Source organism: Shewanella sp. MEBiC00475 (genome assembly GCF_005234075.1).
In the GTDB taxonomy this organism is placed as follows: domain Bacteria; phylum Pseudomonadota; class Gammaproteobacteria; order Enterobacterales; family Shewanellaceae; genus Shewanella; species Shewanella polaris.
Genome location: NZ_CP039928.1, coordinates 2,980,782 through 2,996,410 on the forward strand (window position 1 = coordinate 2,980,782; position 15,629 = coordinate 2,996,410).

General features: G+C 41.8%; 10 protein-coding genes and 1 pseudogene. 3 read left to right on the plus strand and 8 right to left on the minus strand.

All coding sequences use genetic code 11. The features are described 5' to 3' along the window. Positions 1 to 60 precede the first annotated feature (60 nt). The 3 genes from FCN25_RS13330 to FCN25_RS13340 are packed head-to-tail and all read right to left on the minus strand — an operon-like array spanning position 61 to position 3,700. The gene (locus FCN25_RS13330) at positions 61 to 1,821 is read right to left on the minus strand and encodes a polyamine aminopropyltransferase (protein WP_137225559.1); all 1,761 of its coding nucleotides are present in this window, start codon (positions 1,819 to 1,821) and stop codon (positions 61 to 63) included. 3 nt (positions 1,822 to 1,824) lie between these two features. Further along, entirely contained in the window at positions 1,825 to 2,724 is a 900-nt protein-coding gene (locus tag FCN25_RS13335) for a DUF350 domain-containing protein (protein WP_137225561.1), read from the minus strand. Positions 2,725 to 2,737: 13 nt separating this feature from the next. Further along, a complete protein-coding gene (locus tag FCN25_RS13340) occupies positions 2,738 to 3,700 on the minus strand; it encodes a hypothetical protein (RefSeq protein WP_137227408.1) in 963 nt (320 codons plus the stop codon). A gap of 163 nt (positions 3,701 to 3,863) precedes the next feature. Here FCN25_RS13340 and glnE point away from each other — a divergent pair, with 163 nt between their 5' ends. Then, complete coding sequence (glnE, locus tag FCN25_RS13345) at positions 3,864 to 6,713, plus strand: bifunctional [glutamate--ammonia ligase]-adenylyl-L-tyrosine phosphorylase/[glutamate--ammonia-ligase] adenylyltransferase (protein ID WP_175405869.1); 2,850 nt, start codon at positions 3,864 to 3,866, stop codon at positions 6,711 to 6,713. A gap of 136 nt (positions 6,714 to 6,849) precedes the next feature. Here the strand turns inward: glnE and FCN25_RS13350 are convergent. Beyond that, a pseudogene (locus FCN25_RS13350) lies at positions 6,850 to 7,802 on the minus strand (sodium-dependent bicarbonate transport family permease). A 191-nt stretch (positions 7,803 to 7,993) separates the two neighbouring features. Between FCN25_RS13350 and FCN25_RS13355 the strand changes: the two are divergent. After that, positions 7,994 to 8,287, plus strand: a complete 294-nt coding sequence (locus tag FCN25_RS13355) for a DUF3081 family protein (protein WP_137225565.1) — start codon at positions 7,994 to 7,996, stop codon at positions 8,285 to 8,287. Positions 8,288 to 8,348: 61 nt separating this feature from the next. Here the strand turns inward: FCN25_RS13355 and zapE are convergent, their stop codons facing one another. After that, entirely contained in the window at positions 8,349 to 9,548 is a 1,200-nt protein-coding gene (gene zapE, locus FCN25_RS13360) for a cell division protein ZapE (protein ID WP_137225567.1), read from the minus strand. Between the two features lie 99 nt (positions 9,549 to 9,647). Between zapE and FCN25_RS13365 the strand changes: the two genes are divergently transcribed. After that, a complete protein-coding gene (locus tag FCN25_RS13365) occupies positions 9,648 to 10,406 on the plus strand; it encodes a polymer-forming cytoskeletal protein (protein ID WP_137225569.1) in 759 nt (252 codons plus the stop codon). Between the two features lie 144 nt (positions 10,407 to 10,550). Here FCN25_RS13365 and FCN25_RS13370 read toward each other — a convergent pair whose 3' ends face one another. From FCN25_RS13370 to FCN25_RS13380, 3 genes are all read right to left on the minus strand, one after another. Beyond that, a complete protein-coding gene (locus tag FCN25_RS13370; RefSeq protein ID WP_167496116.1) occupies positions 10,551 to 11,465 on the minus strand; it encodes a L,D-transpeptidase family protein in 915 nt (304 codons plus the stop codon). Between the two features lie 167 nt (positions 11,466 to 11,632). Then, on the minus strand, positions 11,633 to 13,183 hold the full coding sequence (norR, locus tag FCN25_RS13375) for a nitric oxide reductase transcriptional regulator NorR (RefSeq protein WP_137225573.1): 1,551 nt from the start codon (positions 13,181 to 13,183) through the stop codon (positions 11,633 to 11,635). A gap of 139 nt (positions 13,184 to 13,322) precedes the next feature. Beyond that, positions 13,323 to 15,605 carry a nitric-oxide reductase large subunit gene (locus FCN25_RS13380; RefSeq protein ID WP_137225575.1) on the minus strand — a complete coding sequence of 761 codons (2,283 nt, stop codon included), beginning with the start codon at positions 15,603 to 15,605 and terminating at the stop codon, positions 13,323 to 13,325. Positions 15,606 to 15,629 lie beyond the last annotated feature (24 nt).

Sequence of the window (15,629 nt, forward strand, 5' to 3'; positions counted from 1 at the left end):
ATTATGTCTGTGAGTAAAGATAGCATTTAGACATATTATGTCAAGTGCTAATTAATCCAATTAAAAAAGATTAATGACTTCATTTTCTGACCAAGCAGCTAAGTGGTAGTAATACAGCTGTAATGAACCAATTTCGTTCACCTTAATCTTGTCTATATCGGTATAAAAATTCTTTGGAAACTCAAATGAAGCGTGGATAAGCCCTGGTGTAAGCCAGTCATCTGGTACTGGCATTTGATCAATAGCGGCCAATCGTTGTTGTGGGTTTTTACCCATTTTACTGCCGATACTCCAACCCCACTCACCAAAGCTAGGGACATTATGGTGATACTGTTTGACATTAAAACCTGCAGCAGCGAGTGTTTTGCCAACCGAGATAAATGCTTTTTTGGCATGATAAGGAGAGGTTGATTGCACCGTGATCACCCCATCTGCACTGAGTAATTCATTGAGTTTGCGATAAAATAAATCTGAATACAGTTTGTTTAAATCTGGGTGGCTTGGGTCGGGCAAATCCACAATGATGGCATCAAACATTTGGCCCGTTTTAATAAGTTTATCGACGCCGTTAAATGCATCGTCGACCATTAAGGTTAAGCGTGGGTCATTCAAGGCATCGCCGTTTAACGCCAGTAATGCATCGCTTAAACGTTGTGGCATATCAGCCGGTGGCGATTTAAATAATGCCAACAAATCTTGATCTAAATCCATTAAGGTAACGGTTTTAGGTTGCCATTTGAGTACTTGCTTTAGCCCTAGACCATCACCTCCGCCAATGATTAACACGTTATCGTGACGTGCGCTGGCAGCCAATGTTGGATGAACTAAAAAGCTGTGATAGATATGCTCGTCGTTGCTAGAAAATTGCAAACGACCGTTGATATATAAATTATAAACAGGAGGTAGCCCGCCACCACGTAATCGCTCAGTAAAGTTGAGCTGCTGGAAACGTGTCGCTTTGGCATAGACCACATGATCTTTATACAATAGGTTATTAAAATGCTGTTCCCAGCTAGGGCCTTTAACCGCTAAAACACCAATGACTACACTGGCAATAATATGGCCAATCAACAACAATTTGACATGGTTTATTTTTGACCAAAAACGCCAAATAAATACCAGTCCAGCGAGCAAGTTAACACTGGCGGTGAGTGCGGCCGCTAATTGAATATCTATGGCCAGCATAAAACCGACCCAGATAGCGGCACCTATACCTGCACCAATGTAATCGGCACCATATATGGTGCCGGCATTATGCAGTAAGTGCGCTTCAGATAAGGATTGCCGAACGCGGGCGATAAGCGGAATTTCCATACCAATCATTAACCCAAGTAATACTCCCCAAACGTAAGGCAAGTATTCACTCAGGGTTTGCAGGCTAGCAATAAAGCCACCATTAGGTAAATGATCGGGTGGCAGGCCCAGTGTATTGGCGATGGCTAATGGCAGTTGTTGACCAAACCCAATCACAGCAGCGGTAACAATAATGGCAAATGAGCCACACAGTGCCACGGTTAATTCGAGCATGGCAAAGCCGGTGAATGCGCATTTTATTTTTCGGGCGGCAAATGCCCCCACACCCATTGACACAATCATTAAACCAATCATGGTGTAAATGGCAGCTTCTAGCGCGCCGAGAATTCGGCCTGCATAGTGAGATAATAAGTATTCATAAATAAGACCACATCCCGCCAGCGAGGCCATGATGCCGAGTAATAAGGCATCATCAAACCACGATACTTGACGGGATGTGAGAGGACTTTGCTGCGAGTCCCCCTGCGTTGTGCTAGTAGGAACTTCATCGAGCAAAGGTGTTGTCATAAATTAAGCCATTAACGCCGTGAGAATAAGGGCAACGGCAATACTAATCGCCATTTCTACGGCTGCAATACCAATGTTTTGTTGTTTTTCAACTTCGTCAGCAAGATTAATACCCGCCAACACCAGTTTTTTCACTAAAGTGATTAATAACGATAACACTGCCAACATGATCAATGAAAATACACACCAACCAAGAATGTTGCTTAGATGGGCGGTTGGGTTATAAACAATGAAATGACTTGCTGCATTAAAACTTAACGCCATGGCTATCATGTAACCACTGTGACGTAATGCTAATGCCGTTTGACCTTGGGTTAATGCTTGTTGCATTGAGGCACCTTGATTACGTTGAGCATAACGTTTTTCTCGTAATCGAGTGAGTATCACTAGCATGAGTTGTGAGATTAGAAAGGCACTAAAAATGGCAATAAAGGTATCTAGGGTAATATCTTCGGCCCACATTAATACAGCGCGGATAATAATGGCTGTGGCTATAGCTGCTGCGGCATCTACTACGGCAACAGACACATTACCTTTAAGGATTTCAGCGTTTTTAGCAAATTCATTTAAGGCGATTTTATCATGCAAAAATCGGCCTAATTTGATTAACACTAAACCAAATAAGCCGTAAGCCGACATACCGATAGCTTCGGTTAAATACGATGGTGCTGCTTCGCCGGTAATAGCACCCGTGAGCACAATACCTAATGCCGCAACAGCACCAGCGGTACTAATACCAAATGCAAAATTGTCACGCTCAGCGAGCTCTGCACTGCTGTTGACTTTAATGCTCCAGCCCTGCAAGTAACGCATTAGCGCCAGTAAAACGATAGCGATGGTTAAATCAATGGCTAGAATAATCGCCAGATCTTGAGTTAACCCATATTCTTGAAAAAATGTCATAGTGAGTCCTTACCTATTTTCCACGGCGAACACCGCGACTAGTGCGGCTGCTTGAGTTACGGAAACTGCTGTCTTTTGAATAGCTCGAACGGAATTTTCGACTCGCGCTCTGAGTGGTACTGCTGGCTTTGGGAGTACTCGCACTTTGACGTGATAAGCTAGTCGAACCGGTTCGTGTTTTAGCATAAGGGCTATCAAAACGTTTCCCTTGGCTGTTAAAACGTTTCTTGGTTTGTTCAAAGGTTTTGGCTTGCGAAGTTGCTTGCTTTGGTGAAGTGTAACGATAACGTCCCACATCATTATAATAACTGTAACCACGGTTTCCAGACCAACGGTCGTACCCTATAGGGCGGGTGAAATTAGAAAACATCGCATACATGCCATACCAAGCCCAGATGGACGTACCGCTTGAGTTATTTTGCCAGCTACCATATGCCGGATTACCCACAAGCTGGCTACCGGCGCCACTGCCATCAGTACCATTTGCTAGCGCTTCAGCTTCACGGCTAATAGCGTTAACACGAGCAAGTTGCCCTTTAGACATGTCTGCAACTACGTTAACTGGATCAGATAACATATCGTTATATAAACTGGTGTCAGCCGCTTGATACACATTCTGTGCTTCGGCTAATTGCTGATCTAAATCAATAAAGTTCGCGCTGTTACTTAAGTCTTTATAACGACGAGTTAACGACTGAAACATTGGACCTTCAGTGCTGGCATCTTTAGCCAACTCTTCCAATAATGGCGTTAAGTCAGGTTGGCGTTTAGCCAAAATACTGGTGTATTGTTTGAGTAAAGTGGCATTACGTAACTGGTTATCGTTGAGCGAACTAGCCAACAGATTAAGGCGTTGTTGGGTCAGTTGTTGGTACTGAGCAATTTGTTCCGGCCTCTCGTCACCACAACCGCTAAGGGTTAGTGCGACAATCAATACCGTCATCAATGTGAGTACACGGGGGAGGTGACCTACCATGTTTTCTCCAAAATGTAGATTTTTCATGTGCTAATTCAATATGACACAGGTTATAGTAATCTTAGTGTCAATGATATTAATCTGATCATTAGACTAATCGATAGATATATCACTCTTGACATAATATGTCCAACACTCATTTTCTTTAGGGGTCATTATTGCCATGCAAAACCAAGGTGACAAGGTATTATCTGTAGCCATGCTAGACAGCGCAGATCGTTACTGGTTAAGACTCTGTGACGTTTGGCCGGAAGCTACAACGGCACTGACAGTCATGCAACAACAAGAGTTAAAGATCGTGTTTAGCTTGAGTTATTACATGGGCGAGCAACTTTGTCGGCATCCTGAATGGATTGTTCAGCTATTTAATGGCTTGTTGGATGATGTGGTGCGCAGTGAGTTTGACCTTGAGTTACATGCATTATTGCAAGAGTTGACTCAAGAAGAGCAAGTTAAATCAGCTTTAAGACGTTATCGTAATCTGCAAATGGTGCGTTTAGCGTGGCGGGATTTTTTAAATTACACCCCAGTTGAAGAATCTCTGCTCGACTTATCTGCATTGGCTGAAGCATTAGTGATTGCTGGGCGAGATTGGTTATATCAAGACATGAGTCAGCAATACGGCACACCGACGAGCGCTGAAGGTAAGCCACAACCTTTATTGATTTTAGGTATGGGAAAGTTAGGCGGACGTGAACTTAATTTTTCATCTGATATTGATTTGATTTTTACCTTTCCTGAGCATGGTGAAACCGTCGGCGGTCGACGAACTCAAGACAACCAACAATTCTTTATTCGCATGGGTCAGCGTTTGGTTAATTTACTCGACCAAGTGACGGTTGATGGATTTGTATTCCGTGTTGACATGCGCTTACGTCCATATGGTGAAAGTGGTCCTTTGGTGGTCAGCTTTAGTGGTTTAGAAGACTATTACCAAGAGCAAGGTCGTGATTGGGAACGTTATGCCATGGTCAAGGCGCGTGTGCTTGGCCCTTGGTCTGGCTATTGTGACGAATTACATGATCTATTACGGCCGTTTGTTTATCGTCGTTATATTGATTTTTCTGCCATTGAATCACTGCGTAAAATGAAGCAACTGATCGCGCAAGAGGTTAGGCGTCGGCATTTAACGGACAATATTAAACTTGGCGCTGGCGGGATCCGCGAAGTCGAATTCGTGGTGCAAAGTTTTCAGCTTATTCGTGGTGGACGAGAGCCTGCATTGCGTCAGCAGAGTTTATTCGGTGCCATTGATACCTTGTACAGCTTAGGTCAATTGGAATATTTAGCCGTTGATGAACTTAAGCACAGTTACATTCTATTGCGTCGAGTTGAAAATTTATTACAAGCCATTGACGATAAACAAACACAAACCTTGCCTAACAATGAACTTGATTGGCAACGTTTATGTTATCCATTAGACGTTGACAACGAAGCTGAACTTCGCGACAGAATCAATTCGGCAATGGCCACTATTCATGGTCACTTTAATGACACTGTTGGTGGTGATGATAGCCATGAAAACAATGATCATTGGACATCTTTATTTTGGAATGTGCAGCAAGATGAAGACGCTAACGCATTACTGCAAGAGCAACAAATCGATGATATCGAATTATGGCCGCTATTAAGTGAGTGGCATAAAACTGTATCAAAACGTTCTATTGGGCCACGAGGGCGTGAAACTTTAGATAAGTTAATGCCTAAACTCCTCGAAGAGCTTGTTAGCCAAACCAAACCAAGCCAAGCGTTTAGGCCTGTTGCTAAAGTACTGGATAAAATCTTAACTCGAACAACTTATTTAGAGCTTTTATGTGAAAATCCGGGCGCGAGGCAACAATTAGTCAGTTTATGTTGTGCAAGTCCATGGATTGCCCGTGAACTGGCAAACTTTCCGATGTTGTTGGATGAGTTAATTGATCCATCGCAGCTGTATGACATTACTTCTATTGATGATTACCCTAGTGAACTACGCCAGTACTTATTACGCGTGCCAGAAGATGACATGGAACAGCAAATGGAAGCACTGCGGCAGTTTAAATTATCTCAGCAGCTTAAGATTGCTGCTGCAGATGTGACGGGCGTGTTACCTGTGATGCAGGTAAGTGATCATTTAACCTTTTTAGCCGAAGCCATTATCGAACAAGTGGTGCTACAAGCTTGGCATCAGACTGCATCTCGCCATGGTATTCCTGAGGGGACGAGTCCTAGCAATATGGGGTTTGCGGTAATTGGTTACGGTAAACTTGGTGGTATTGAGCTGGGGTATGGTTCTGATTTAGATTTGGTTTTTTTACACGGGCATACAGGCTCAGGTACCACCGATGGTGAACGCCCTATCGATAATAGTCATTTTTATTTGAAGCTTGCTCAGCGTGTGGTGCATTTATTTGCCACCCGTACAACGTCTGGTGAGTTATATGAAGTGGACATGCGTTTACGTCCGTCCGGAGCTTCTGGTTTGTTGGTGAGTGAAATTGAACACTTTGGCACCTATTTACAACAAGAAGCGTGGACGTGGGAACATCAAGCTTTAGTGCGTGCTCGTTTTGTATTTGGTGATTATTCGCTGGCAGGACGTTTTAGTGAATTACGTGCGCAAATATTGCAAAAAGAACGTAATAAAGTCGAACTCGCCAAAGATGTCAGAGACATGCGGATTAAAATGCGTGAACATTTACTGAATGTAAACTCAGGACTATTTGATTTAAAACAGAGTGCCGGTGGGATTGCTGATATTGAATTTATTGCACAATATTTAGTGTTAGCTTATGCCCATGAATATCATGAGTTAACCATTTGGTCTGATAACGTGCGTATTTTTGAAGTGTTAGCCGAATTAGAATTGTTGCCAATAATGCAGGCCCAACATTTAACCCAAACTTACTGTTGGCTGCGAGACGAGAGCCATGAGTTGACATTACAACAGTTGCCCAGCAAATTACCGGTACAAAGTGTGCAACCAAAAACTGATAGCGTTATTGAAATTTATAATGAGATTTTAGCGGTTTAACTGGGTTCATTTAAACACTGTTAGTTAGTGAAATGTTTACTGATGTGTTGAATTTATTTAATTCAACACATCAGTAGGTTAAGTCCGATCTGAGATTCGATGTATGTTATCTATTTTCAAGATGATTATTCACTATTTAGCTGAGTATTTGCTCTATCCACCACTGATATATTGGTAAACCAATTAATACGTTAATCGGAAATGTTATTCCGAGTGACGCCAACATGGCCAAACCGATATTTGCATCTGGAATAGCGGCTTTAATTGCTGCAGGTGCTGCGATATAAGATGCACTCGCAGTGAGTCCCGCAAGCACTAAAATGCTGCCAGAGGGTAAATCAAGTAATATTCCCAAACCAATACCCGTCCAAGCCAGTACAAATGGAATGAGTGCTGCAAATAACAATAATCGCCACTGTTTGTATGGGATAGGGAAACAAACTTTTGCGGTACTGATACCCATTTCTAATAAGAACAATGCTAACAAGGTTTTAAAACCGCCTAGTAACATGGGGGTTAATGGTGCCATGCCACTGGTGCCATAAAGCCAACCTATGATAGCCCACCACTGAGTAACACTACACCGCGACTTGTTAGAGCCTCGTGTAACACGCTGCCAGTTGAAGCGTGCTCACTATTGCCAGTGACTTTTGCTTGAAGGTAACGATGTAGCCACAACATGATAATAATAGCGGGTAGTTCGAGTAACACTAAATACAAGGTTGTTTCAGGTCGCAAAGGCCATTGAGACTGTTCTACCATCGTCATCACTACCGCAAATGTGCCCGCACTGACTGAGCCATAATGGGCTGCAATACTAATAGCTTCCTTTTGGGGGAGTTTGATGAGTTTACGCAGTAGTGGGTACAAACTCAGTGGAATAATAAATCCCAGTGCGATAACAGACAACAATTCTGTGATAGCTAAATGACTGGTTTCACCATGGAGTGCCATTCCGCCTTTAAGTCCTAGTGTCAACATGAGTAAAATAGACAAGGTTTCGTAGGTGGCTTTAGGAACTTTTAAATCTGATTTAATCAATCCGGCAAGCAAACCAAGAGCAAAAAAGGCAATGACAATATCAGGCATGTTATAGCTTCTGTCTGTTATAAAGTATCGCGATTTTGCCTTGTTGTGTTAACAAAGGGAAATTATTTAAGTGAAATAGACTGTAATACGGTATTATTTTATTGAGGAATATTATGCTGATCTATTAAGTGCAATCGGCGTATAGTATCTTTGGATGAACACATAAAATATTAATAGTAGAGCATCATGATATGAAAAATGAAATTGATATTCACCGGGCGTTAAAAGTGTTTAATAAAATCACTCAATATGGCGAGAAGCGCGCCATAGAAAGTGATGATGACGGCCATTTGGATCATGATTATTGGCTGTGCGGTATGAGTGCGCAAACCGATCATGACGGTTATACCATTAGCTTGTCTGATGCTCAGGCTAGCTTAACGGTATTTTTTCACAACAAGTATCAGTTTGAATATCCGACCAATGACGCGCTAGACAATTTTTTACGTCGTTTTAATGATATTGAAAATTATCAAGCTCAGTAAATTTACGCTTATACTTATATTAGCCTGATCAGTGCCGATCACCTCAGTGCTGCAGGCTTGTTTACGCCCATTGTTGCATTTCAACAAGGCGACTATAAGTACGCCTAAACTCAAATTGTAATGCCCCATCAATATACAACTCTTCTAAACGGCACTGGCTGTTGAGAATTAACATCACTTTTTGGTCGTATAGCTCATCCACTAAACTAATAAAGCGTCGGGTAGGATCGTCTTCACTTGCATATGCCAGTTGTCGTTCACCAGTCGTAGTGGCTATTGCGCCATCCTCAGTACCTCTAGCTTTAATCCAACTGCGAACTTCACCGCCTAAAGTCGGCACATTACTGAGTAATATATGACTAAACTGTCCTGCAAGTTCGATATAATCTAACGCTGAACGAGGTCCTTGGCATAGGGCTGAAAATTCAAACCAAGCAAGCTGACCATATTGACTTTCAATGGCAACATCACGCTGACAAATCTCTATCGAATTAGATTGATTTATTATATTCGACTTTTTCTGCGGGTATTGTTGACATAATAGTTCAAATACTGCTTTAGGTGTTATTGATGAAGGTAGTTTTAGCCAAGGCCTAGGTGCTGTTGTCGTTAAGTTTGTAGTATTAGCGAGTAAACGGTGATCAATCTGGCCATTCAAATGAATGGTTTGAGTATATTGCTGAAGCAGATCGATAGTAGGTAAAAAACGATCGCGTTGTAAACCGTTTTTATACAAGTCGATAATAGGTACATTTGAGGTTGCGACTAAGGTAACATTGGACTTAAATAAAGTGTCAAATAATCGCCCAAGTAAGATGGCATCACCGATGTCAGTAACAAAAAATTCATCAAAACAAATAACAGAATATTTAGCTGCAATCTGCTTACCAATGTGAGTTAAAGGATCACGTATCCCCGATGTTTGATTTAATTGCTGGTGGATCATGGCCATAAAACGGTGAAAGTGCAGACGTAATACGGTTTTATCCGTTTGAGGCTGTGCGCTATATATGCTCTGGCCACACAAGCTTTGATAGAACAAGTCCATCAAAAAGGTTTTCCCTCGGCCTACATCTCCCCATAAATATAAGCCTCGAGGATTCTTATTAGCCGATATATATTGCTGATAAAGCGAGTCAAGAGCAAGTATTGCTTGCTTTTGCGCTGGGTCGTCAACAATATTTTGTTGAGTACATTGTTGGTAAGCTTTTAATGGTGACATAGCACTTAGTGTAAATTGTTGATCTGAGTAGTATACCATTAACGACTTACTTTATTATGATACGTATTTCCTTTAAGCTCTTGTGATAAAAAATAACAATCTATTAACCCTGAGAGTTAATCTTAACAAGGACCCAAAATGAATAATAAAAATAAGGGCATGACCTATATTGGTGTTGATATGGCGTTGGATGGTGATATGCGTATCCAAGGTCCAGCAATGATAGCAGGCCAAACTAAGGGTAAAATCAGTTCAACCGATCAAATAAAAATTGAACCTAGTGGTGTGGTTGAAGGTGAGGTTTTTTGTCAAGAGTTGCGAGTATCTGGTTTATTTAAAGGCAAGTTACATTGCAATAAACTCACTATTGTCAGTTCTGGTATTGTAGAAGGGGAAGTATCTAGCCATCAAATGGAAATTTATGATGGCGGTCAATTTATCGGTATGCGCACTAAAGGACCTGACCCGTCTGGGTTACCCCAAGTTGATAGCGAACGTTTATCCGAACACAATCAAACTCTTTCAATGTCGGATAAGAAAACGCCAATATCTAGGGGTAAATTTAGCTTGGTAGCTGTAGCTGCTATCGTGATTATAACCGCAATCTTTATGCAACCGACAATCCTCTCCATGCTAAATCACGGTCAACCAACGTTTGCTGATATAACTCAAGCAAACGCCCAACAATTACCACAATCAACATTAAGTGTGACTGAAAAAAATGCTGCCGCATTATTGCAGGAAATGGATCAACAGGCTTCATTTGCAGAGCAAGCCGAAGAATTACTTAATGCAGGTCAAAGTGATGTTAACGTGGCGATGGAAGATTTAGATGCATTAGCACAAACCAGTGAAGTTTTGGGTGATAACCAGAATATAAGTGATGATGTTGAATAGAATCAGTTGACGAACGCGACGCCGGGTAAACATTAATTTATTGATAAAATCAGATCAAAAAAATGGCTTGGTTAATTACAGTATTTACTTAATTAACCAAGCCATTTTTGTTATGTTTGAAGCAATCCAAGCATTACAATATTGTTATGGATTAATGCGAGTTGGCATGCCAGAACGTTGTTCAAGCAAGCGCTTTAATGTAAATGAATCAGTGTCTGGGTGAGCAACAAAACGAGTGGTGTTTTTATCGAATGATAATGGCACTGGCTCTGTTGATTCAAATTCTGCTTGGTTGCGTGAGAGTGGCTCATGGACTTCTAAATAACGGTTGCCATCAGGTTCTTCAGTGGCCTTGATAGGTTTATTGATAAACTCAACTCGAGTGCCAACTGGTACGGTCTCAAATAAATGTTTGATATCTTCATCCCGTAAACGAACACAACCAGAACTTACTCGTAACCCTATGCCGAACGTGGCGTTAGTACCATGAACAGCGTATAAATTGCCTACATAAAGTGCGAACAAACCCATAGGGTTATCAGCACCAGCTGGCCATACGGCTGGTAATGTTATCCCTTTAGCCGCGTAAGATTTGCGAATGTTAACTGTAGGTGTCCACGTTGGATTTGCGCGTTTACGATATACTTGAGTCACCCAATTTTCTGGGGTGTCTTTTCCTATTTGGCCAATACCAATAGGCAATACTTCGACAATATTTTTACCCTTTGGATAATAATACAAACGCATTTCAGCCGAGTTAATCACCACGCCTTCACGCTTAGTATCCGGTAAAATTAACTGGTGAGGGATCAATAAAGTGCTACCTGATTTTGGCAAAAATGGGTCAACACCAGGGTTAGCTTCTAATAAATTAGTCAACCCGAGCTGAAACTGTGATGCAATTTGTTCTAAGGTGAGTTTCCCTTCTGGAACCACGTAATATTGGTTTTCACCAACTAAATTACTGCCTTCAGCAGGTAGACGATATTCAACAGCAGCACTCGAAAAACTTAATACAATAGCGGTCGCTGCAATAAAAGTAGAGCGTAACGAATTTATCATGAGGGTTATATCATTCCTAAAACAGGCGTTATGTTAGTCAGCTTACAATATCTTGCCAAACTTGACTATTTTGTACAGATAATTAGTACAGATTATTTGTACAGATGGTTAGGGCGCATCGTTACTTATTGCGCCTAATATTTCAACTAATTTTTTTACTTTAGCTATTTTAATCCCAAGCGTTTAGCAAGCCGATGTAAATTACCCGGGTCGATTTGCAGATAACGTGCGGTTGCGGCCCAATTACCATCTGTTTGGGCTAATGCTTGTTGAATAAACTGGCTTTGAAAATGCTCGGTTGCATCGCGTAAGCTTGTTTGTGGCAAAGACGTTGCAGATTGTTTCATCGTTGGTTTTTTGTTTTGTCTGGCAACGGTGTCTGTGGTCTGCGCAAATTCAAAATGGCTATTTTTTATCAGACACATACCCTCTTTTGAGGTTTGTGATTTAGCTAATACAGCAGCTCGATGGATGGCATGTTCTAGTTCTCGTACGTTACCAGGCCAATCATATTGTTCAAGCAATTGCAGTGATGAAGGCTCTAGTGCTAAATGCGTTAAGTGCAACTGTTGACGATAGCGTTCGATAAAGAAGCCTGCTAACAAATGAATATCTTCTCGGCGTTCTCTCAATGGTGGTACAACAATGGGGAACACGCTTAAGCGATGGTATAAATCGGCTCTAAATCGTCCGGCTAATACTTCGCTTTTGAGATCTTTATTGGTTGCGGCAATAATGCGCACATCGACTTTTAAGCTGCGATCATCACCGACTTTCTGTAAATCTCCGTATTGCAACACTCGCAGTAACTTGGCTTGTAAGTTAAGTGCGAGTTCACCAATCTCATCTAAAAACAAGGTGCCTTTATCTGCCATTTCAAATTTGCCACTACGGTGGCTAATTGCCCCAGTAAAAGCTCCTTTAACATGACCAAAGAGCTCACTTTCAGCTACAGATTCAGCCAACGCAGCACAATTTAAATAAACCAACGGCTTTTTTGCTCTGACAGAATGCAGGTGGATTTCTTTGGCAATGAGTTCTTTACCTGTACCTGTTTCGCCTAAAATTAATACATTGAGTTCAGTTGCCGCAACCACATTCACTTCATTAAGCAGAGCTAAAAAATTATCGGCCTGACCGATGATTTCTGTTTCGTGGTCCAGTAGTCCTGATGTTTTTGTCCCTGGAATGTTAAAGTTGCTGGCTTGTTTTTCAAGCTTATCAATCAGTAACGCATTGTTTAATGACGCAGCGGCAATGGCACTAAAGCTGCGTAGTTCACTATTAGTAAATTGATCAAACTTGTGTGGATCGAGCGCATCGATGGTGAGTGCACCAATGAGTTGCTCGTTAGCGAACAACGGTAAGCCGATGCAGGCATGCACTTTTAAGTCACCATCTACATTCGGGATTAAACCATCGTAAGGGTCGGGTAATTCGCTATCGGAAGGGAAACGGACAATATCACCCGCTCGGGCAATGGTTTCGAGTCGCGGATGTTCACTCAGTATAAAGCGGCGTCCTAATACATCAGCACTCAATCCATCAATCGCCAAAGGGGTAAATTGATGACCTTGAAATGATAATAGAGCAGCAGCATCACAATGGAGGTTTTCTCTTACCGTGGTTAATAAGCGCGAAAAGCGATCGCGATTAGATAAATTAGCGGTGATATCAAGTGCGATACGAGTTAAGTCTGCTTGACTTAATGGCATGTCAAACTCCAATTAACAACAAGGTGGTGTCATTATGACAAGTGTAAATATAACAACAAGGGTAAAGGATAAATTGTTTGCACAAAAGGGGCCAGAAGGCCCCTTTGTGATATTCATCTAAACATGTTTATCGATTAGATTACGCTAGTGCTGTGGCTTGTTTTGCTTTAACGCTTTTGCTAACAATGGCTTTTTTGATGATGTCAAATAAGAACAACGCCATCAACAACCCACCGATACTGAAGATAATGTCACCAAACATTCGCGTCCATACAAGGCTTTCTACTAAGTCGCTGTGGATCACTGCAGGAGAACGGGCATACCAATAACCGTGGTCGATGACCGCAAAAAACTGCACGATACCAACAGGTAGTAATGACATAAACAGCATTGCGGCTAAGCCAATATTTAAGGTCCAGAATGCCCCTTTAAGGTATTTATGGTTCCATTGCATATCGCCTGTTAAGCCACGCAGACAGAATAGCATTAGCCCTATGCCTAACATACCGTACACGCCCATAAATGCACCATGAGAATGTGTCGCTGTAGTGTTTAACCCTTGGATAAAATAGAGCGATATTGGTGGGTTAATTAAGAAACCTAATACACCTGCACCAATTAAGTTCCAGAAAGATGTGGCCACAAAGAACATAATGACCCAGTGATAACGCTCCATCCACGGACTTGCTTTACGTAAACGATAGGTTTCCACTGCTTCAAAACCAATTAATGCTAATGGCACAACTTCAAGTGCTGAGAATATTGCTCCCCAAGCAATGACTGAGGTTTGGGTACCGGTAAAGTATAAGTGATGTAGAGTGCCAATTAAGCCGCCAGTTAAAAATACCACGGTTGTGAACAATACCGCTCCGTTGGCACTGCGTGCACGGATGAGGCCTAAACGAACTAACATTAATGCGATAACGGCAGTTGCAAATGTTTCAAAGAAGCCTTCTACCCATAAGTGCACTACCCACCAGCGCCAGTATTCAGCTATAGCGAGGTTTGAGTGTTTACCCATAAATAGGCCTGCACCATAAAATAGACCGATAGCCACACACGAGGCATACAGGATCCAAATTGCCGGTAATATGTCGCTATTAACTTTTAATGCTGGGCGCATAGCTGCAGTAATTAACCCTGTCCATATTAATAGGCCTACAAACAATAATATTTGCCAAACACGTCCTAAATCAATGTACTCATATCCTTGATGTCCGAATAAATAGTTCATGTCTAGGTCAAAGTATTGCTGTACCCCAATCCATTCACCAGCCATAGAACCCAGAACGATAACAACTAACGCAACCCAAAGAACGTTTACACCTAAGCGTTGATACTTAGGTTCGTACCCTGATAGTGCTGGGGCAATATATAATCCTGTGCCTAACCATGCTGTGGCAATCCAAAATACGGCTAGCTGAGTATGCCAAGTTCGGGTAACTGAATAAGGCAGAATTTCAGATAATGGTAAACCATAAAACTCTTGGCCTTCAACCGCGTAATGCGCTGTAATTCCACCCACTAATATTTGCAGTAAAAACAGTCCTATTGCTGTAACAAAATACTTTCCGACCGCTTTTTGTGATGGCGTAGGTTTAGTAAAAAATAATGGGTCACCTTTAGCTGGTTCTGGCAATGGTTCTTCTTTGCAGGTGGCGTGATGCCAAGCTAACATACCAATACCAAGAAGCAATGATACAAGACTTAATACTGACCAAACAATATTATCAGAAGTGGGTACGTTGCCGATTTGTGGATCGTATGGCCAGTTATTGGTGTAAGTATAATCATAACCAGGGCGTTCAGTTACCGCAGCCCAAGCTCCCCAAAAGAGGAAAGCATTTAACAACTCACGATGTTCAGCATCAGTAATCGTGCCTTCCTTCATTGCATATTGTTCACGTAATGAACTCAATGCTGGATCATCACCAAATAAGGATAAATAGTGCTTAGTCACTTCATTGATTGCCGCAATTCGGGTATTTGACAGTGTGACGTGAGTTTCATCCCCAGGACCTTTGACCACTGTGTTATGGCGAATATCATCTCTCAAGCCTTTCTCTAAACCGGCTTGCTGTTCTGAATCGAGTTCAGTGAAATCGCGGTTATAGCGATCGTTTGCGGTGATCGACAACCAAGCTTGAGCTTCACGATGTAACCAATCAGCGGTCCAGTCTGGTGCAACATAAGAACCATGTCCCCAAATTGATCCTAACTGATGACCACCCATTGAACGCCAAACGAGTTGACCTTGTTCAATATCATTTTTGGTAAATATAGGTTGGCCACTGGTGTCAGTAAAAGCCGTTGGAATAGGCGGTTTTTCTCGATATATGCCGCTGCCTAAACTGAGTAATACAGTGAAGGAAGCAACTAGCACGATGAGTAGTGCAATGCCGATAAGTTTGTTTTTGCTCATGAGTCCTCTTAGCGCAAAGTCATT

What these genes read in the sequence shown, in the direction of transcription:
- FCN25_RS13330 (WP_137225559.1), bottom strand. Translation starts at nt 1,821, where the DNA reads ATGACAACACCTTTGCTCGATGAAGTTCCTACTAGCACAACGCAGGGG.
- FCN25_RS13335 (WP_137225561.1), bottom strand. Translation starts at nt 2,724, where the DNA reads ATGACATTTTTTCAAGAATATGGGTTAACTCAAGATCTGGCGATTATT.
- FCN25_RS13340 (WP_137227408.1), bottom strand. Translation starts at nt 3,700, where the DNA reads ATGGTAGGTCACCTCCCCCGTGTACTCACATTGATGACGGTATTGATT.
- glnE (WP_175405869.1), top strand. Translation starts at nt 3,864, where the DNA reads ATGCAAAACCAAGGTGACAAGGTATTATCTGTAGCCATGCTAGACAGC.
- FCN25_RS13355 (WP_137225565.1), top strand. Translation starts at nt 7,994, where the DNA reads ATGAAAAATGAAATTGATATTCACCGGGCGTTAAAAGTGTTTAATAAA.
- zapE (WP_137225567.1), bottom strand. Translation starts at nt 9,548, where the DNA reads ATGGTATACTACTCAGATCAACAATTTACACTAAGTGCTATGTCACCA.
- FCN25_RS13365 (WP_137225569.1), top strand. Translation starts at nt 9,648, where the DNA reads ATGAATAATAAAAATAAGGGCATGACCTATATTGGTGTTGATATGGCG.
- norR (WP_137225573.1), bottom strand. Translation starts at nt 13,183, where the DNA reads ATGCCATTAAGTCAAGCAGACTTAACTCGTATCGCACTTGATATCACC.
- FCN25_RS13380 (WP_137225575.1), bottom strand. Translation starts at nt 15,605, where the DNA reads ATGAGCAAAAACAAACTTATCGGCATTGCACTACTCATCGTGCTAGTT.